Source organism: Streptomyces stoeckheimensis, from assembly GCF_045822005.1.
Taxonomy (GTDB): Bacteria; Actinomycetota; Actinomycetes; order Streptomycetales; family Streptomycetaceae; genus Streptomyces; species Streptomyces stoeckheimensis.
The window spans coordinates 5,069,682-5,087,479 of sequence record NZ_CP169550.1 but is presented as its reverse complement, the minus strand read 5'-3'; the positions used below and the strand labels follow the sequence as shown (position 1 = coordinate 5,087,479).

Here is a 17,798-nt window from a genome sequence, read left to right as displayed (position 1 = left end):
CAGCGTGTGGGCGCCACCCGTAATTCACCTGGGTGTCACCCGATGTTGTGTACACCTCACACTTCAGTTACCCGGGGCGCGGAATGGTGCATGCACATGACCACCCTGCGATGCGCAGCAGCACTGTCCCGCACCTTTCTGGCCCGGACCACGGCCATGGCGATGGGCGCCTGTCTCGTCGCCGGCTGCGGGGCGCTCCCCGGAGGCTCGGGGGGCTCCGGGGGCGCCGACACCCTCACGGTCATGACCTTCGCCCCGGTGGCGTCCAAGGCGACCAACATGCCCGGCATGCCGGGCATGGCCAAGGCCTACGAGCGCTGGGTCAACTCCAAGGGCGGCATCAACGGCCGCAAGCTCCGCGTCCTGACCTGCGACGAGCACAACACGCCCACCGGCGCCGCCGACTGCGCCCGCAAGGCGGTCGCCGAGAAGGCCGTCGCCGTCATCGGCTCCTACAGCCAGCACGGACGCGCCTTCCTGGCCCCGCTGGAAGCCGAGGGCATCCCGTTCATCGGCGGGTACGGAGTCTCCGCGGAGGAGTTCCAGTCCCCGCTCTCCTACCCCGTCAACGGCGGCCAGCCCGTCCTGGTGGCCGGCGCCGGCCACCAGCTGGGGCGCGCCTGCGCCAAGGTCGCCCTGGTCCGCCCCGACACCCTCGCCGGCGACTCCCTGCCCCTCCAGCTCAACGCCGGCCTGAAGGCCAACCAGATGGGCCCGGCCAGCGACATCCGGGCCGCCGAGGACGCCGCGGACCTCTCCGCCCAGGCCAACGAGGCACTGGCCGCCTCCTCCGCCGGCGCCCCCGCGAAGGGCGGCGCGAGCTCCGCCAAGGACGGCAAGGACGGCAAGGAGAGGGGCTGCGTGGCCGCCGTGCTCGGCGCCCGCACCGAGACCTTCTTCGACGCCTTCCGCCGCGCCGACTCCCAGAACCGCAAACCGCAGGTCTCCTCCGTGCTCGGCTCCGTCAGCCAGGCCCTGGTCGACCGCACCGGCGGCAAGGAGAGCCCCTTCGAGGGCGCGTACGTCACGAGCTGGTACCCGGTCTCCACCGACCCCCTGTGGACGCAGATGCGCAACGTGATCTCGGACCACGCCTTCGGCGACAACGCCGTGGACCCCGACGACAGCGGCGCCCAGACCACCTGGATCGCGTACACGGTGTTCAGCGAGATGGTGAAGCGGTTCAAGGAGGACGAGGACCTCACCGGACGCACCCTCACGCGCAAGCTCAACCAGTCCGACCCCGTCAAGACCGGCGGCCTGACCCCCGACCTCAGCTGGCGCTACCAGGACATGCGCGCCGTCTCCGGTTTCCCCCGCATGGTCAACGGCCGGGTCGCCTTCCAGGTCGTCCAGCAGGGCCGGCTGATCGCGCAGCCGGGCGGCGAGCAGTCCATGGACATGACCAAGACCCTGGAACAGGCCCCCCGTTCGAGCTAGTCCGGGCCAGGGTGGCGTCTTGGGGCGTCTTGGGGCGTCTTGGACGCGCCCCTGACGCGCCGCTACAGCTGGCTCTTGTCCCGCTTGGTGAGGCCGTACTTGCCGGCGATGGTGTTCCACATCCCGGCCGCGTTCTCCTTCGCCTTGGTGGCGTCGCCGCTCGCCTTGTTCCCGTCCGAAGCGTTGCCGGTCGACTTGGCCTTGCCGTCCTTGCACTTGTCGCCGTCGGACTTGAGGTCGTCCGCCCAGGACGCGTAGCTGTTGTCCGCCTCTGCGGAGGACTTCCACGCCTTGGTGAGGGCCGCGGTCAGCTTCGCGTTGTCCGGGAGCTGGTCCACCTTGAGCTCCTGGAGCCGGGTCACCAGCTCCTCGCGCTGCCGGGCCGCGTCGCGCAGGTCGGTGGCCGCCTGGTCCAGGTTGCTGCAGCCCTTGATGTCCTCGACGGCCTTGATCACCGCGGCGCGGCTGTCGTTGCTGTCCGCGAGGAGCTTGTCGAGCTGGACCGCCTGCGGCTGCGCGGGGTCCAGCGGAGCCTCGCCGCTCTCCGCGGCGGAGCTGCCGGGCTTGGGGGTGGGCGCCGCGGCGGCCGGGTCGTTGTTCTGCGCCTTGCCGTCACTGAGCAGCGCACCGACCCCGAGCCCGACGACGGCCAGGCCGATGACGACGGCGGCGACGATCGCGGGCGAGACCCTGCGGGGCGCGGGTGCGGGGTCCTGCGGCTGCTGGAAGTGGGGCGGCTGCTGGAACTGCTGCGGCGGGTACTGCTGTTGCTGCGGGTGCTGCTGCATGTGCTGCTGGTACTGCGGCGGTTGCTGCGGATGCGGTCGCCGCGGCGGCTGCCGGCTGAGCACCGGCTCCTGGATCGGGGGCAGTTGCTGCGTGTGCTGCACGTCCCCCCGGAACAGCCCGTCGAACCCGGCTGCGGGATCGGCGGGCGCGGCCGGAACCGGCGGAATGTACTGCGTCGCGGCCTCGTCGTGCCCGGGGGCGGCGGGGACCGGCGGAATGTACTGCGTGGCGGCTTCGCCGTGCGCGGGGGCCGCGGGGACCGGCGGTATGTACTGCGTGGCCGCCTCGCCGTGCGCGGGGGCCGCGGGGACCGGCGGAATGTACTGGGTGGCCGCCTCCGGCAGCGGCGGGTAGCCGTAGCCGTGGGGGTCGCCGGGGCCCTCGTAGCCGGGGCCGACGACGTGACCCTGCGGGTAGCCGTAGGAGGGGCCACCGGGTGCGGGGTAGCCGTAGGAGGGCTGGCCGTACAGGTACTCCGGCTCCCCGCCGGGCTGCACGGGCGGCTGCGTCGGCGGCTGTGCGGGCACCGGCGGGCCCCACGGCTCGCCTCCCTGCGGGCTGCCGCCCTGTCCGCTCTCCGTCACCGGAACTCCCTCTCCGACCTGTCCGCGTCCGCGGAACCGTCGGCTCACGCTACCGTCCCCCGGCGAATTTTCCAGTGTCGGCCTCGCCGCCGGGGGCCGTACCGGCCATCGGGCGTCCGGTATCGGCGGGATGGGTGCCGTGGTCCGTACAACCCTTGGGGCGGGCCGTCCGTCAAACCCCGCAGCAGTCACATGGACGCACGGGGAGAACCGGTGAACAGCTTCAAGGGGACCATGACGGCCGTCGGTACGGCGGTCGTCATCGCAGCCGTGGGTGCGCTGGCGGCTCCCGCCGCGAGTGCGGCCGTACCGGCCGCACGGCAGACGGCCCTGGCGTCCGAGCTGGAGGCGAAGTCCGTGGCGATGTCGCTGCCGGCCGCCAGGGTCCGTCAGGACCCGAACAACACGTACATCGTCGTCGTCGACGCCAGCTCGCAGAGGCCGGACCGGGTCGAGGTGCGCCGGGCGGGCACCGACAAGGTCGTCGCCGTGGTCGACGACCTCAGTGACCACATCGAGTTCCCCGACGAATCGGGCGGTCCCTCTCAGTTCTCGTACGAGGGTGACAAGCAGCCGCTCGTCCTCGCCGACATCGGTTACTACGAACTGGACGTGTACGTCAAGGACGGCAACGGCAACGAACTGAGCCGTCGCAACGCCGGACAGTTCACCTACGCACTCGACGCCAGGATCGAGGCGAAGTCCAGCCAGCAGGAGTTCTCCCTGGACGACCTCGACACCCAGGTCACCGGCTCGGTCACCGCGGTCCACCCGCACACCGGGGAACGGCTGCCGCTGACGAGCGCGAAGGTCCGTGCCCGCCTCGGTGACGGCCAGGCCCACGGGGTGTCCGACGCCCAGGGCAAGTTCACCACCACCGTCGCCGCCCTCGGCACCGAGAAGACCCTGACCCACACCGTGGCCCTCGCGAGCGGGGGCACCGAGGTGCCCGTGACGACCCCGGCGAAGATCCGGGCCCAGAAGTCCACGCTGACGCTGACCCCGACGGCGCCCCTGACCGCGCGGTACGGGACCACCGTGCCCGTGCGGGGCAAGCTCACCCGCCTCGCGGACGACGGCACGGTCAAGCCCGCCGCCGGCCGGAGCCTCGCCGCCTCGGGAGCCGGGAGGGCGACGGCCTCCACCGGACCCGACGGGAGCTACACCCTGCTGCCCCCGATCCTCAGGACCGGCTCCCTGGGCGTGTCCGTCCAGGACGCCTGGCTGCTGGGTGACGGCACGCGCACCGCGACCGTCGCGAAGGTCACCCACACGACCAAGGTCGTCGAGGAGAAGCTGGTCTCCACCGACAAGTACGGCGGGCTCACCATCAGCGGAAAGGTCACCGTCGACGGCATCACCAGCCAGCAGGCGACGATCCAGATCCAGTTCCAGTACCGCCCGGGCAACTGGGTCACCCGTCAGTCCTTCACCGTGCCCTACAACAAGACGTTCACCGTGAGGGTGACCCAACCGGGCAGCCAGTATCCCTCCGACGGCTGGCGGGTGTACACGCCGGGCACCAGCAACATCGGCCCCAGCACGGGCACCCAGGTGCTCCGCCAGAACCGCGCCGAAACCCGGATCACCGGTGCACAATCCGGACCGACCCATAACGGCGAGGTGCAGCAGGTGTTCGTCTCCGGAGTCCTGAGGACCTCCACCCCCGGCGGGTTCGTGCCGTACCCCGGCCAGAAGGTCCGCTACTACTTCCGCCCCGAAGGCTCCACCGTGTGGGCGGAGATGGGCACGTCCGTCTCCGGGGCCGACGGAGCCGTGAGCAGGACGTTCACCGCGCAGACCAGCGGCTACTGGCGCATCCGCTTCGTCGACGCGGACGCCACCCACCTCATCAGCAACGGCGCCGAGGGCCGCGTCAAAGTCACGCGCTGAACGCGTACAACCTCCGGGGCCTGTCGGCCGTCCAACCCGTGCAGTCGATCACACGTGACGCACGGGGGATTCCGGTGAACAGTTTCAAGAGGACCATGACGGCCGTCGGTACGGCGGTCGCGCTCGCGGCGGTAGGAGCACTGACGGCTCCCGCCGCCCACGCCGCACCCGGGGCGGCGCCGGCCGCGCGGCAGGCGGCCCTGACGTCCGACCCGGAGACGAAGTCCCTTGAGGTCACGGTGGGGGACGCCAGCATCCGGCAGCGTACGGACAAGACGTTCGTCGTCCACATCGAAGGCGGCGAGAACGCGACACCGTACCGGGTCGATGTCCGGCGCGCGGGCACCGACAAGATCGTCGCCGTGGTCGACAGCCTGAAGTACTACAGCGACTACGACGAGGAGATGGGCTACGGCACCCGCCACTGGTACGTGGGCGACAAGCAGCCGCTGGTCCTCGCCGACATGACGGACTACGAACTGGACGTGTACGCCCGGGACTACAAGGGCAATGAACTGCCCCGCCGCAACGCCGGACGGTCCACCTACGCGATCGACGCCCGGGTCGAGGCGAAGTCCAGCCGGCAGGAGTTCTCGCTGGACGCCATCGACACCCAGGTCACCGGCACGGTCACCGCGATCCACCCGCGCACCGGAGAGCGCCTGCCGCTGGCGGGCGCCAGGGTCCGCGCCACCCTCGGCGAGGGCTGGGCCGACGGAGTATCCGACGCGCAGGGCAAGTTCACCACCACCGTCGCCGCCCTCGGCACCGAGAAGGCCCTGACCCACACCGTGGCCCTGGCCAGCGGGGACACCGAGGTGTCCGTGACGGCCCCGTCGACGATCCGGGCCCAGCAGGGCATCCTGACGCTGACCTCGACGGCTCCCCTCACCGCCCGCTACGGGACCGGCGTGCCCGTGCTCGGCAAGCTCAGCCGCCGGGCGGACGACGGCACGATCAAGCCCGCCGCCGGCCAGAGCGTCGCCGCCGCGGGAGCCGGGAAGGGGCAGGCCACCGCCGGCCCCGACGGCAGCTACACCCTCCTGCCTCCGATCTTCAGGACCGGCTCCGTGAACGTGTCCGTCGCCACCAGCAGCTGGCTGATGGGAGACGGCACGCGCACCGCGACCGTCGCGAAGGTCACCCACACGACCAAGGTCGTCGAGGACAAGGTGGTCTCCACCGACAAGTACGGCAGCCTCACCCTCGGCGCCAAGATCACCGTCGACGGCATCACCAGCCAGCAGGCGCCGGTCGAGATCCAGTTCCGGACCACGTCGGGTCAGTGGATCACCAAGACGTCCCTCGCCGTGCCCTACAACAAGCCGTTCACCGTGAAGGTCCTTCCGTCGCGCTGGTATTCCGCCACCGGATGGCGGGTGTACACGCCGGGCACCAAGAACATCGGCCCCAGCACGGGCACCAAGGTGCTCCTCCAGAACCGCGCCGGAACCCAGATCTCGGGCGAGCGCTTCGCACCGCTCCAGGCGGTCAAGGGGAAGCAGCTGTCCGTTTCCGCGGTCCTGAGGACCTCCACCCCCGAGGGCCTCGTACCGTATGCCGGCCAGAAGGTCCGCTACTACTTCCGGCCCGACGGCTCCACCGTGTGGAAGGAGATGGGCACCTCCGTCTCCGGGGCCTACGGAGCCGTGAACATGAAGTTCACCGCGCAGACCAGCGGCTACTGGCGCATCCGGTTCGTGGACGCCGACGCCAACCACCTCATCAGCATGGGCCGTGAGGGCCGCATCGAGGTCATCGGCTGAACCGACGGCATCCGCTGGACCCCCGGCATCGGCCGAACCGGCGGACCCGCCGCCCGACAGCCCTGGTTCACGGGGCCGGGCGGCGGGTCAGTGGACCGGCTCCAGGCGGGCCGTGAACTCCCGGGCCGCCGGTTCCTCCCGGTACGGGTCCAGGCGGGTGCGGAAGTCCTCCAGGTACACCGCCCCGCGGTGGGAGCGGATGCCCGACAGGGCCTCCGCCGCCTGCGTCGCCGTCTGGCAGGCGGCTTCCACCTCGCGCTGCTGCACCCGCGCCGCCGCCAGCAGGAGCAGACCGATCGCCCGGCGCCTCGCCTTGCCCGCCGGGAGGTCCCGTAGGGCCTCCTCCGCGCGCTTCGCCGCCGCGTCGGCCTGCCCCAGGTCCCGGTGGCAGTGCGCCAGTTCGTCCGCGAGGTACGCCTGGTCGAAGTGCCGGATCCACTCCGGATCGTCCCCCGACTCCGGCTCCGCCCGCTCCAGCGCCGTCAGCGCCCGCGAGGACAGCACCGCCGTCGACCGCGCGTCACCGAGGAGCGCGTGGCCCCGCGCCTCCGCCGCGTAGAACATCGCCTCCACCCGGGGGGTGACCTGGCCCCGCGTCCCCTCCTGTGCGGCTCTCGCCAGCTGCGCGATCTCCCTCGGGTTGCCCAGCTCGGCCGCGAGGTGGCTCATCGACGCCGCCAGTACGTAGCCCCCGTACGCCCGGTCGCCCGCCGCCTGCGCGAGCCGGAGCGCCTGGATGTAGTAGCGCTGCGCCAGTCCCGGCTGGCCGGTGTCCACGGCCATGTAGCCCGCCAGTTCGGTGAGTCGGGCGACCGCCGCGAACAGCGCCCGGCCGACCGGCTCCCGGTAGGCCCCGCCGATCAGGCCGGAGACCACCGAGTTGAGGTAGTGCACGACCACGGGGCGCACGTGCCCGCTGCCGAAGCGGTGGTCGAGGTCCTTCAGCGCCTGCGTGGTGGCCCGTACCGCCTCCACGTCCGACATCCCCACCCGTGAGCCGCCGCTGCGCGCGACCTGCGCGTCGGCCCCGGTGATGAGCCAGTCGCGGCTCGGCTCGACCAGCGCCGAGGAGGCCACGCTCGACCCCGACAGGAAGTCGCGCCGCCCCACGTCGCTCCGCCACAACTCGCTGACCTGCTCGATCGCTCCGATGACGGTCGGGGAGAACTGCAGGCCGACACCGGAGGCGAGGTTCTTGCCGTTGGCCATGCCGATCTCGTCGATGGTGACGGTCCGGCCGAGTTTGCGGCCCAGCGACTCGGCGATGATCCCGGGAGCCCGGCCGCGCGGCTGCTGGCCCCGCAGCCAGCGGGCCACGGAGGTCTTGTCGTAGCGGAGGTCGAGGCCGTGCTCGGCCCCGCACATGTTGACGCGCCGGGCGAGCCCGGCATTGGAGCACCCGGCTTCCTGGATGAGCGCCTGCAGCCGTTCGTTCGGCTGGCGGGCGACGAGAGGCCTGGCTGCCATGAAAACCCCCAGAGACGCGGGTGATCGTTCGAATGATCACTTCCCGCCTGATGTGCGGGGAATCTTCCCCCTTGCGTCCTGTCGCTACCCACCTACGGCGCCCCGGCCTCCCACGCGCCCCCCGCGATGCACCGATGCGCCCCGCATGCAGGATCGATGCTCCCGAGCCCGGCGGGTTTACGCCCGTAACCCCCGGTGACCGCAAGAGTTGTGTTGCACGTGGAAGAGACCATCGGAGTCACGGAGACCGCGCCCATCCCCCTGCAGCGCAGTGAGCCGCTGCTGGACCATGCCGTGCGGTACACGGAAGAACGGCACTGGGATGTCTTCGCCGGCACCTGGCTGGAGTCCGGCGACGGGCGGGAACAGTGCTCGTGCGGGGCCGCGGAGTGCCCGGTGCCCGGCGCGCACGCGGCGGGCAAGGAGTGGGCCTCCCAGGCCTCGGGCAGCGCGGTGCAGGTCAGGCGGCTCTGGGGCAAGAACCCGAAGGCCGCCATCCTGCTGCCCACCGGCCGGACCTTCGACGCGCTCGACGTCCCGGACGCGGCCGGTTTCCTCGCCCTGGCCCGGCTCCAGCGCATGCAGCGCACCCTCGGACCGGTGATCGCCAACCCGGCGGGGCGGATGCTGTTCTTCGTCCTGCCCGGCGCCGGGGCGAAGGTGCCCGACCTGCTGCGCAAGATCGGCTGGCAGCCGGCCCAACTCGACCTGGTCGCACGCGGCGAGGGCGAGTACGTGGCCGCGCCGCCGACCCGGATCGGCGGGCGCGGTTCGGTGCAGTGGGCGCAGCCGCCGACGGCCGCGAACCGGTGGCTGCCCGACGTGGAGGAGCTGATCGACGCGCTGGCTTACGCGTGCGGGCGCGAGGCGGCGGCGGAACGGGCCCGGCGCACGACCTGACCCACGGGGCCATGACCCACGGGGCCCTGCCCCTGCCCCTGCCCCTGCCCACAGGCTCTGACCAGCGGACATGTGCGTGGGGAAACTCATGACATAAGTAACTGCTCCGCCTCTCCCCCGCCTCCTATGGTGAGAAAAGCAGGACACGGGGAACGAAATCGAGAGGCAGGCGCATGCCGGACCAGGGCGTTGCGACGGGCGGAACGGACGGAACGGGCGGCGGTGTGCGACCCGCACCGTCCGCCGCACCCGCCGTGCGAGTTGAGGGATTGTGGAAGCGGTTCGGCGAGCAGGTGGCCGTGTCCGGGATCGATCTGGAGCTGCCCGCCGGGCAGTTCGTCGGCCTGGTCGGGCCGAACGGCGCGGGCAAGACCACGACGCTGTCCATGGTGACGGGGCTGCTGCGCCCGGACATGGGCCGGGTGATCGTCGCCGGGCACGACGTCTGGGCGGACCCGGTCGAGGTCAAGTCCCGGATCGGCGTGCTGCCGGAGGGCCTGCGGCTCTTCGAGCGGCTCTCCGGGCGGGAACTGCTCGGCTACATGGGCCGGTTGCGGGGGCTGCCGGGCCGCGAGACGGACAGCCGGGCCACGCAGCTGCTGGAGATCCTGGACCTGGCCGGTTCGCAGAACAAGCTGATCGTCGACTACTCGACGGGCATGCGGAAGAAGATCGGCCTGGCGGCCGCGCTGCTCCACAACCCCGAAGTGCTGTTCCTGGACGAGCCGTTCGAGGGTGTGGATCCGGTGTCCGCGCAGACCATCCGCGGAGTGCTGGAACGTTACACCTCCTCCGGTGCCACGGTCGTCTTCTCCTCCCACGTCATGGAACTCGTCGAGTCGCTGTGCGACTGGGTGGCCGTCATGGCCGGCGGCCGGATCCGGGCCGCGGGCCCGCTGGCCGACGTACGGGGCGACGCGCCCTCGCTGCAGGCCGCGTTCCTGGAACTGGTCGGAGCGCAGGGCCGGGCCACCGGCGAGTCCCTGGACTGGCTCGGCGGCGGGGCAGCGGCCAACGGCGGGAGCAACGGGGCGGGCGTCCGATGAACGCGCCCACGCCCACGCAGGCTCCGGCGCCCGCAGCCGGGTCCGCCGCATCCGCATCCGCACCCGCCTCCGCGGCCGCATCCGTGAACATCACCCCGATCTTCGTCCGCCTCAAGCTGTCCCTGCTGCGCAACGGACTCAAGGGCTCCTCGAAGCGCAAGGCCGCCTACTTCGGCGCCCTCGCCTTCGCCCTCGTCATCGCCTTCTTCACCACGCTCGGCCTCGCCCTGCTGCGCGGCAACGCGCACGCCGGGACGGTCGTCGTCCTGCTGGCGGCGATCATGGCCCTCTGCTGGACGTTCGTCCCGCTGTTCTTCCCCACCGGCGACGAGACGCTCGACCCGAGCCGGCTGGTCATGCTGCCGCTGCGCCCGCGGCCGCTCGTCCGGGCCCTGCTGGCCTCCTCGCTCGTCGGCATCGGGCCGCTGTTCACGCTGTGCCTGGCCGCCGGCTCGGTGATCGCCCTCGCGCGGGGCGCCGCGGGCGTGGTGGCCGCCGTCCTGGCCGTGCCGCTGCTGCTGGTCGGCTGCGTCGCGCTGGCCCGCGCGGTGGCCACGGCCAACGTCCGGCTGCTGACCAGCCGCAAGGGACGCGACCTCGCGCTGCTCAGCGGGCTGCTGATCGCCATCGGCGCGCAGGTGGCGAACATCGCCGGCCAGCGGCTGTTCGAGGTCGGCGGCCTGGAGCGGCTGGAGCCGGCCGAGGCGGTCGTGCGCTGGCTGCCGCCGGCGACGGCCGTCGGGATGGTGGACTCCGCGAGCGAGGGCTCGTACGGGATCGCGGCCGCCCAGCTCGTCATCACCGTGGCCGCCCTCGGACTGCTGCTCTGGTTCTGGGAGCGCAGCCTGACCAAGCTGATGGTCACCCCGGACGGTTCGACGATCGCGGCCGCCAAGGAGAAGAAGAAGCCTGCGAACGGCAAGGCCGGCAGCGGCTGGTCCCTCCTGCCGGACGACCGTACGGGCGCGGCGATCCAGCGTGCGCTGCGCTACATCGCACGCGACCCGAAGACCAAGGCCGCCTGGGTGTCGGCCCTGGCGATCGGCCTGATCATCCCCGTCGCCAACGCCCTCCAGGGCAGCGGCTCGGTGTACCTGTCCTGCTTCGCCTCGGGCATGCTCGGCGTCCAGATGTACAACCAGTTCGGGCAGGACACCTCGGCGTTCTGGATGGTCGCGCAGACCATTTCCAGCACCCGGGACGCGTACGTGGAACTGCGCGCCCGCGCCCTGGCCCTCGCGCTGATCACCGTGCCCTTCACGGCGGTGGTCGCGGCGATCACGGCCGCCCTGGTCGGCAACTGGGCCGGTTTCCCCGCCGCGCTGGGCCTGGCGCTGGCCATCCTCGGCTCGATGCTGTGCACGGGAGCCCTGGCCTCGGCCCGCTTCCCGTACTCGATCCCGACGGACGGCGCCTTCAAGAACGTCGCCCCGGGGCAGGGCGCCCTGGCATGGGCGGGCATCTTCGGCGGCATGCTCGCCTCGGCGCTGATCTGCTCCCCGATGATCGTCCTGGCCGTCTACTTCAGCGGGGCCGACCAGCACTCCCTGAGCTGGATCCTGCTCCCCCTGGGCGTGGCCTGGGCCACCCTGGCCACCTGGGCCGGCCTCCGCCTCGCAGCCCCGACGGTGGCACGCAAGCTCCCCGAAATCCTCCTGGCGGTCAGCAAGGGCTGACGCACTCTCACCACACCCCGGTCAGCCCGCCGGGACCCCGCGCACAGCTACGTTGGGGTGATCGAGCGAGGGGGTTCCGGGGTGGGATTCGACGAAGAGTGGGCTCAACTGCGGGCGGGGGCGGCCGGACGGGCGGCCTCCGCCCCGGCGGTGGTTCCCGTAGCGGAGTGCGATCCGGTGGCGGTTGCACGGGATGCGGCGCTGGAGCGGCTGACGGACTTCCGCGGCCGCGTGGTGCTGGTGCCCTTCGACGACCGGGGTGGCCTGTGGACGGCCGGACTCGGGGGCCTGGACTGGATCTGCGCGTTCACTAGCGAGGAGACGCTGGCCCGCTTCGCCGAGGCACGCGGCGAGGTCGGGCGGGAATGGCCGTACCGGCGGGTGATCGGCGCACGGCTGCTGGACGAAGTGGTGCCGGCGCTGGACTTCCCGTGCGGGATCGCGCTGGACGCGGCCGGTCCTGACGGCGCGGTCTTCCCGCCCGTACGCGGGATCGTGCCGGATGCGGCGGCGCTCGACGGGGAGGCGGCGGCATGAGCGGGGACGGTGCCGATCTCGACGCCTCGAAGGAGGCTCTGGGCCAGATCGCGCAGGGGATCACACAGACGCTCGCCGAGCTGAAGGAGCTCGGGCTGGTCGGTACGGCGAGCATGGGCCGCGGATTCTCCGGGCTCGCGCTCTCGGGGATGGAGACCGGGCACGAAGGCCTCACCTCCACCCTGGACACCTTCTGCGGGCGCTGGGAGTGGGGGGTCCGTTCCCTCGTGCAGGAAGGCAACGCCTTCGCGGCGAAGGTCGGGCTGTCGGCGGGGGCACTGCACGAGCAGGACCAGTACATCCAGGGCAGCTTCAAGGTGGTGGCCAACGCCGGGCTGGGCAATCCGTACGCGTCCGAGGCGGACGTCGTCGGCAAGGACTGGGGCGAGGTCCTCTCCGAGAATCCGTACACGCAGATCCGGGACGCGGACTACAGCCGGGAGTCCTACGACTGGGCCTCCGAGAACAGCGGGGAAGCCTGGAAGGGCACGATCCGGGACCTGAACGGCTCCGATCTGCTCCTGTCCAACCAGCTCATCGACGTCGCCGGACTCCGGGACGAGGCCGACAGGGCGGTCGACGACATCGCCGGCCCGGGCCCCGGACCACAGCCGGGCGGTGAGCACTGATGCCGGACTGGGGTGAACTCCTCGACAAGGGCGTCGAACAACTCGGCCGCGGGGTGGATTCCGCCAAGCAGGCCGTCGGTCACGGCATCGACGTGGCCACCGAAGTGGTCGGGGCGGACCTCGACCGCCTCGGCGCGCACGACTGGGCGGACAAGGTCGAGGGCTTCGGCGACGAGGTCGCCTCCGGCCTCGGGGTTTCGATACGCGAGAAGCAACTCGGACAGAGCGAGCTGGCCGACGAACTCGTCCACGGCAAGGCTGCCGCGATCCGCGAGTCGGCGGCGCATCTCATGGACTTCCGTACGGCCTTCGGCCGGGTCGGCCAGGGCATGAAGGCCCTGAACTCCGACCAGTGGAAGGGCGCCGCGGCCGACGCCTTCCGCGAGAAGTTCTCGATGCACCCGACGGACTGGTTCCACGCCGCCGACGCGTGCGAGGCCGCGGGCAGCGCACTCAACCGGTACGCGGAAACGGTCGAGTGGGCACAGGAACAGGCCCGGGGCGCCATCGAGCTCCACCGAGCGGCGGTCAAGGCACGCAAGGACGCCGCGGACACGTACGCCGATCAGGCCGAGGCCTTCAACGCGGCCGTACGGAGCGGAGCGGGCGACCCCGGCCCCCCGCCCGTCGAGTCCACCGTGGGCACGGCGGAGCTCAGCCGGGCCCAGGAGATCCTCACCGAGGCCCGCCGCCAGCGCGACGACGCGGCCACCACCGCCGAGCGGGCCATCGCGGCCGCCACCGACTCGCCCCGGCCGAGCCGACGACGCGGCAACGGGTGATGGCCGAGTTCCTCGACCAGGGGGGCGCCGTGGCCGTCGAACTCAACCACGTGGTGGGCGGCGCGGCCAAGGGCACGGCGGGGATGCTGAACTTCGCCCGCGGCCTCAACCCGATGGACTTCTACAACCTCACGCACCCGGCACAGTACGCACAGAGCGTCAGCACGTCCCTGGCCGGCCTCGTCTCCACCGCCGCCCACCCGGAGCGCATCCCGGGCGCCTTCATCGACAGCTTCAAAGACGACCCGAGCGAAGGCCTCGGCCGCCTCATCCCCGAACTCATCGGCACCAAGGGCCTGAGCGGAGCACGGGTCGGGGCCCGGGTCGGGAAGGAAGCGCTGGAGGCGGGTACCGAGGGCGCGGCAAAGCACACCGTGCACCCGGGAAGCACTCCTCACGGGGTACCCGACTGGAAGGACCTCGCCAAGCCCACGGATCAGGTATCCGAAAGAGCAATCCACGCAGATTCCGTCACACCCGAGGAAGCGCAGGGTTTTCTGGACGACCAGTATCCATGGCTCAAGGACATCAACAATACAAACGAGTACGGATACACCGATAACTGCTCACACAATGTAGTGACCGTGGATCGGAGATTGGATGGGGCGGAGGTCTCGACCTCGCCGAAGATTGACCCGGACCACGTCCCACCGAAGGAACTCGGACTAAAGGGCCGCGAGCCGGGCGACTACGACTGGGTGCACGGCTACGACGACATCATCCGCGACCTGGAATCGGCCGGAGGAGGCGCCCGGAGCGTCGTCTACATCGAGCGGGAAGACGGCACCGCCCACGTCTTCAACGCGGTCAATACCGACCATGGGGTAGTGTTCCTAGATGGCCAGAGCGGGACCCTGGCGAAACTGGAAGACGCTAAATATATCGGCCACATTCCCTACAAGAGGCAATAGATGACGCTCTCATCAGCTGACGCGTTCGCCGCCGCAGAGGCATTCTTGACGCGCGCTTTTGAGCACAGCCAGCGACGCTACACCATCGTCATTCAGCCGGACCTTTCCGAAGAATACGACATCGCCTGGGGTGTGCGCTTCGACTCTCGGGAACACCTCGATACCGGCGATCGAAAATTCGCTCCGCTCACACGCCTGGCCCTTGTCCCCAAAGATGGGACAGCACCGCACTTCCCACCGTCGCACACCCCTGTGGCGGAATATCTGGCCTATGCGCGGCAAGGGGGCTGGGTCGGTGCGAGCAAGGGCGGCACGGTGAAAGCCGAGCCGTGGCAGCGGGCGCTGAAGTGGCTGCTCGACACCTACCACGGGCTCGTCGAGCTGGTGGGAACCGATCCCGTCGCCGAGGACAAGGGGACCTGGCTGTTCGCCTGCCGGACCATCGAGCAGCCCGGGTACCCACGGACGCCGATGCTGGCCGCCTCGGTGGTGGTGCCCAAGGACGCCGGACGGCCCTTCCATCCGGCGGCGGACGATCCGTGGGGGGACGCGGCGGCCTACACACGGGCTCCCGCGTCCCGAGACCCGCAGACGCAGGCGCGACGGCTGAACTCGCGCGGGTGCGTGGTGACCATGGCGGCCGCACTCGCCGGGGCTCCGTCATCCCCCCTGCCGTGGCAGCCGACCCATGAGGCCCCGGGGTGGTGGGAGTTGCTGCTGCGGCGCTACTTCCCCGACGCCGAACAGCTGCTGTGCGGGAGCTGGGACGAAGTGATCCGGCGGGCCCGGGAGACCGGGCCCGACACACAAGGTGTGGTGTGGGTGCGCAGGACCGCCGGCGGGGCCGAGGCCAGCGGGCACCTCCTGTACGCGCACAACAACAACGGCAACGTGGTGTTCCTGGACGGGATGACCGGCGGTCTGGCGCGGCTGGACAGTGCCGGAGTGCTGGGGCTCGCCTTCGCCCGGTTCCGGCCGGAGGTCCCCCAGACGGCGAAGGACTTGGAATCCGCCCGGCGCAAGGCCGGGGAATGGCTGCGCAGGACCTACGAGGAGCCCATCGAGCTGGTGGCTCCGGACGCGCGGGACGAGACGGCGCGCGGGTGGCTGTTCGCCTGCGAGACCACCGTCGCGCTACGGGACGGGGACTGGCGCCATGCCATGGTCGACGCCGCCCTGGTGGTGCCGAAGGGCCCCGAGGCGCCCTTCCTGCTGCCCAACTCCGACCCGTGGGGCTTCTTCACGGCCTGGGACCGCGGCAACCCGGTGGGGCCCACACCCCGGCCGAGCAGAGCCTCCTGGTTCGCTTCCACGATGCGCGAGCTGGGCGACGTACTCGACGTGTCCGAGCACTCGACGATGACCGAGGCCGTGGAGGCACTGTCGGCTCTTCCGGCCGACGGGCGGGCACTCGTGTGGGTGCGGCGCCTCGACGGCCGGGGCCGGCCCTCGACCGGGCTGCTGCTCACCGGGTTCCGAACGACGAGGGGGCCGGTGGCGCTGGTCGACGGGGCGGCGGAAGAGTTCACCAGCCTCGACGGGCTGCACGAGTGCGGGGTGAGGGTCATCCGGTACCGCTGACCGACGGCTGCCGGTCAACGGGCCGGGGCCAGGCCGATGTCAGGGCGGTGTCCGCCTCGGCCAGGGCCGAGGCGCCCGCGCTCAGGGAGTCGTAGACGAAGTGGACGCTGGCCCCCTCGATGCCGCAGTACTCCGAGATCCCGACGCGGAGCAGGCGGTCCACCGGCCCGTCCCAGCCCAGCTCCTTGAACTTCGCCTCCGGGTAGCTCACCAGCGGGATCCAGACCATCCGCTTGCCCTTCAGGAGCGGGGTGCGGCGCCCGTAGGCGAAGCCGTTGTTCCAGACGCGGTCGATCCAGCCCTTCAGGATGGCCGGCAGGCCGAACCACCAGAGCGGGAAGACGACCACGAGGATCTCGGCGGCGGCGATCCGGTCCATGTGGGCCCGGGTCTCGGCGGAGTACTCCTTGTCGGGATCCGACCAGTCCGGCTCGTCCTCCGTGCCCATCCGGGGGTCGAAGCCCTCGGCGTGCAGATCGAGTACGTCGACCGTGTGGCCGTCGGCCTCCAGCCGGGCCACGGCACGGCGGGCGAGCTGGGCGGTGAGGGAATCGCCGCGGGGGTGGGCCAGGACGACCAGGGCGGCGCTCATCGGGCATCGGTGGTGGGCGTGGTGGTGGTGGGCGTGGTGGTGGTGCGCATGGTGGGCGTGGGCGCCTTCGCGGCGGTGGGTTCCGGGGCGAGGCGGACCAGCATCTTGCCGGTGTTCGCGCCGCGCATCATGCCGAGGAAGGCCTCCGGGGCCCGCTCGATGCCGTCGACGACGGTCTCCTCCGTGCGCAGGCTGCCGTCCGCCAGCCATCCCGCCGCCCGGCCGATCCACTCCGGGAACAGGTCGAAGTGGCTGGAGACGAGCATCCCGCGCAGGGTCACCTCGCGGGCCGCCGCCTGGAAGAGGTTGTCCGGGCCCACCGCCGGAGCGGTGGAGTTGTAGCCGCTGATCGCTCCGACCATGGCGATCCGCCCGCCCTGGCGCATCGCGCCGATGGCCGCTTGGAGGTGGTCGCCGCCGACCGCGTCGAGGTAGACGTCGATGCCCTCGGGGGCCGCCTCGACGAGCTGGCCGGCCAGGTCGCCCTGGCGGTAGTCGACGGCCGCGTCGTAGCCGAAGCGGTCCAGGAGCGTGCGCGTCTTCAGCGGGCCGCCCGCCGAGCCGATCACCCGGGAGGCGCCCAGGCGCCGCGCCAGCTGCCCGGCGACGCTGCCGACCGCTCCGGCGGCGGCGGAGACGAAGACCACGTCGCCCTCCTTGACCGGGGCGGTGCGGGTCAGCGCCGCGTACGCCGTCAGTCCGGTGGTGCCGAGCGGACCCAGGTACGCGGCCTGCGAGGCGGCCGAGGGATCCACGACGGTGGCGGCGGCCGCGTCGAGGACCGCGTACTCCCGCCAGCCGAGGAAGTGCGAGACGGTCGCCCCGACCGGCACCGCCGCGGAGCGGGAGGCGACGACCTCGCCGATCGCGCTGCCTTCGAGGGCCGCGCCGAGGGCGAAGGGCGGGATGTAGGACGGGGCGCCGTCCATCCGGCCCCGCATGTACGGGTCCACGGACATCCAGGTGTTGCGGACGAGGATCTGGCCCTCGGCGGGGTCCGGGACCTCGGCGGCGACCAGCTCGAAGTGGTGCGGGCCCGGCTCGCCTACGGGGCGGGCGGCGAGGCGGACCTCGCGGGAGAGGGTGCTCTTGGCGGGGGCGGCGGTGGTCATCTGAGTCTTCCTTCCGGTGTGTTCGGCGGCGGCGGCCGCTCGGTCGCGGTCACAGGAGCACCATGTCCGGGGCCGCGCACGGGCCGCGCACGC

Annotated in this window: 15 protein-coding genes and 1 pseudogene; 12 read left to right on the top strand and 4 right to left on the bottom strand. The window is 71.6% G+C overall.

The window, feature by feature from the left end; translation table 11 throughout:
- Positions 1-96 precede the first annotated feature (96 nt).
- A complete protein-coding gene (locus tag ACE1OC_RS23255; protein ID WP_407838623.1) occupies positions 97-1,440 on the top strand; it encodes an ABC transporter substrate-binding protein in 1,344 nt (447 codons plus the stop codon).
- 62 nt (positions 1,441-1,502) lie between these two features.
- Here ACE1OC_RS23255 and ACE1OC_RS23250 read toward each other — a convergent pair whose 3' ends face one another.
- A complete protein-coding gene (locus tag ACE1OC_RS23250) occupies positions 1,503-2,813 on the bottom strand; it encodes a hypothetical protein (protein WP_407838622.1) in 1,311 nt (436 codons plus the stop codon).
- 213 nt (positions 2,814-3,026) lie between these two features.
- On the opposite strand from ACE1OC_RS23250, the gene ACE1OC_RS23245 reads away from it, so the two are divergent.
- Both ACE1OC_RS23245 and ACE1OC_RS23240 read left to right on the top strand, forming a co-directional pair.
- Positions 3,027-4,706 carry a hypothetical protein gene (locus tag ACE1OC_RS23245; protein ID WP_407838621.1) on the top strand — a complete coding sequence of 560 codons (1,680 nt, stop codon included), beginning with the start codon at positions 3,027-3,029 and terminating at the stop codon, positions 4,704-4,706.
- A gap of 74 nt (positions 4,707-4,780) precedes the next feature.
- Positions 4,781-6,472, top strand: a complete 1,692-nt coding sequence (locus tag ACE1OC_RS23240; protein WP_407838620.1) for a hypothetical protein — start codon at positions 4,781-4,783, stop codon at positions 6,470-6,472.
- A gap of 87 nt (positions 6,473-6,559) precedes the next feature.
- Here the strand turns inward: ACE1OC_RS23240 and ACE1OC_RS23235 are convergent, their stop codons facing one another.
- A complete protein-coding gene (locus tag ACE1OC_RS23235; protein WP_250742745.1) occupies positions 6,560-7,939 on the bottom strand; it encodes a transcriptional regulator in 1,380 nt (459 codons plus the stop codon).
- Between the two features lie 219 nt (positions 7,940-8,158).
- On the opposite strand from ACE1OC_RS23235, the gene ACE1OC_RS23230 reads away from it, so the two are divergent.
- The 9 genes and pseudogenes from ACE1OC_RS23230 (at position 8,159) to ACE1OC_RS23190 (ending at position 16,001) form a co-directional block, all read left to right on the top strand.
- Positions 8,159-8,839 (top strand): bifunctional DNA primase/polymerase, encoded by a 681-nt coding sequence (locus ACE1OC_RS23230; RefSeq protein ID WP_407838619.1) that lies wholly within the window; start codon positions 8,159-8,161, stop codon positions 8,837-8,839.
- 173 nt (positions 8,840-9,012) lie between these two features.
- Positions 9,013-9,885: an ABC transporter ATP-binding protein gene (locus tag ACE1OC_RS23225; RefSeq protein ID WP_407838618.1), complete on the top strand. Its 873-nt coding sequence runs from the start codon at positions 9,013-9,015 to the stop codon at positions 9,883-9,885.
- Positions 9,882-11,561 carry a transporter gene (locus ACE1OC_RS23220; protein WP_407838617.1) on the top strand — a complete coding sequence of 560 codons (1,680 nt, stop codon included), beginning with the start codon at positions 9,882-9,884 and terminating at the stop codon, positions 11,559-11,561. The genes ACE1OC_RS23225 and ACE1OC_RS23220 overlap by 4 nt, the downstream gene beginning before the upstream one ends.
- An 81-nt stretch (positions 11,562-11,642) precedes the next feature.
- Positions 11,643-12,098, top strand: a complete 456-nt coding sequence (locus tag ACE1OC_RS23215; protein WP_407838616.1) for an SseB family protein — start codon at positions 11,643-11,645, stop codon at positions 12,096-12,098.
- Complete coding sequence (locus tag ACE1OC_RS23210) at positions 12,095-12,727, top strand: hypothetical protein (RefSeq protein WP_407838615.1); 633 nt, start codon at positions 12,095-12,097, stop codon at positions 12,725-12,727. The genes ACE1OC_RS23215 and ACE1OC_RS23210 overlap by 4 nt, the downstream gene beginning before the upstream one ends.
- Positions 12,727-13,509 carry a putative T7SS-secreted protein gene (locus tag ACE1OC_RS23205; RefSeq protein ID WP_407838614.1) on the top strand — a complete coding sequence of 261 codons (783 nt, stop codon included), beginning with the start codon at positions 12,727-12,729 and terminating at the stop codon, positions 13,507-13,509. Before ACE1OC_RS23210 ends, ACE1OC_RS23205 begins: the two co-directional genes overlap by 1 nt.
- A gap of 29 nt (positions 13,510-13,538) precedes the next feature.
- A complete protein-coding gene (locus ACE1OC_RS23200) occupies positions 13,539-14,420 on the top strand; it encodes a toxin glutamine deamidase domain-containing protein (RefSeq protein WP_407838613.1) in 882 nt (293 codons plus the stop codon).
- A pseudogene (locus ACE1OC_RS23195) lies at positions 14,421-14,675 on the top strand (YrhB domain-containing protein); the annotation flags it as partial.
- Between the two features lie 60 nt (positions 14,676-14,735).
- Positions 14,736-16,001, top strand: coding sequence for a YrhB domain-containing protein (locus ACE1OC_RS23190; RefSeq protein WP_407841653.1), 1,266 nt, complete (start codon positions 14,736-14,738; stop codon positions 15,999-16,001).
- On the opposite strand, the gene ACE1OC_RS23185 is transcribed toward ACE1OC_RS23190, so the two are convergent.
- Both ACE1OC_RS23185 and ACE1OC_RS23180 read right to left on the bottom strand, forming a co-directional pair.
- Entirely contained in the window at positions 15,985-16,593 is a 609-nt protein-coding gene (locus ACE1OC_RS23185; RefSeq protein WP_407838612.1) for an NAD(P)H oxidoreductase, read from the bottom strand. The genes ACE1OC_RS23190 and ACE1OC_RS23185 overlap by 17 nt on opposite strands.
- Positions 16,590-17,705, bottom strand: a complete 1,116-nt coding sequence (locus ACE1OC_RS23180) for an NADP-dependent oxidoreductase (RefSeq protein WP_407838611.1) — start codon at positions 17,703-17,705, stop codon at positions 16,590-16,592. Before ACE1OC_RS23180 ends, ACE1OC_RS23185 begins: the two co-directional genes overlap by 4 nt.
- Positions 17,706-17,798: the final 93 nt, after the last annotated feature.

Excerpts from the sequence above, each read along its gene's own strand:
- ACE1OC_RS23255 (WP_407838623.1), top strand. The coding sequence starts at position 97 with ATGACCACCCTGCGATGCGCAGCAGCACTGTCCCGCACCTTTCTGGCC.
- ACE1OC_RS23235 (WP_250742745.1), bottom strand. The coding sequence starts at position 7,939 with ATGGCAGCCAGGCCTCTCGTCGCCCGCCAGCCGAACGAACGGCTGCAG.
- ACE1OC_RS23225 (WP_407838618.1), top strand. The coding sequence starts at position 9,013 with ATGCCGGACCAGGGCGTTGCGACGGGCGGAACGGACGGAACGGGCGGC.
- ACE1OC_RS23220 (WP_407838617.1), top strand. The coding sequence starts at position 9,882 with ATGAACGCGCCCACGCCCACGCAGGCTCCGGCGCCCGCAGCCGGGTCC.
- ACE1OC_RS23210 (WP_407838615.1), top strand. The coding sequence starts at position 12,095 with ATGAGCGGGGACGGTGCCGATCTCGACGCCTCGAAGGAGGCTCTGGGC.
- ACE1OC_RS23205 (WP_407838614.1), top strand. The coding sequence starts at position 12,727 with ATGCCGGACTGGGGTGAACTCCTCGACAAGGGCGTCGAACAACTCGGC.
- ACE1OC_RS23185 (WP_407838612.1), bottom strand. The coding sequence starts at position 16,593 with ATGAGCGCCGCCCTGGTCGTCCTGGCCCACCCCCGCGGCGATTCCCTC.
- ACE1OC_RS23180 (WP_407838611.1), bottom strand. The coding sequence starts at position 17,705 with ATGACCACCGCCGCCCCCGCCAAGAGCACCCTCTCCCGCGAGGTCCGC.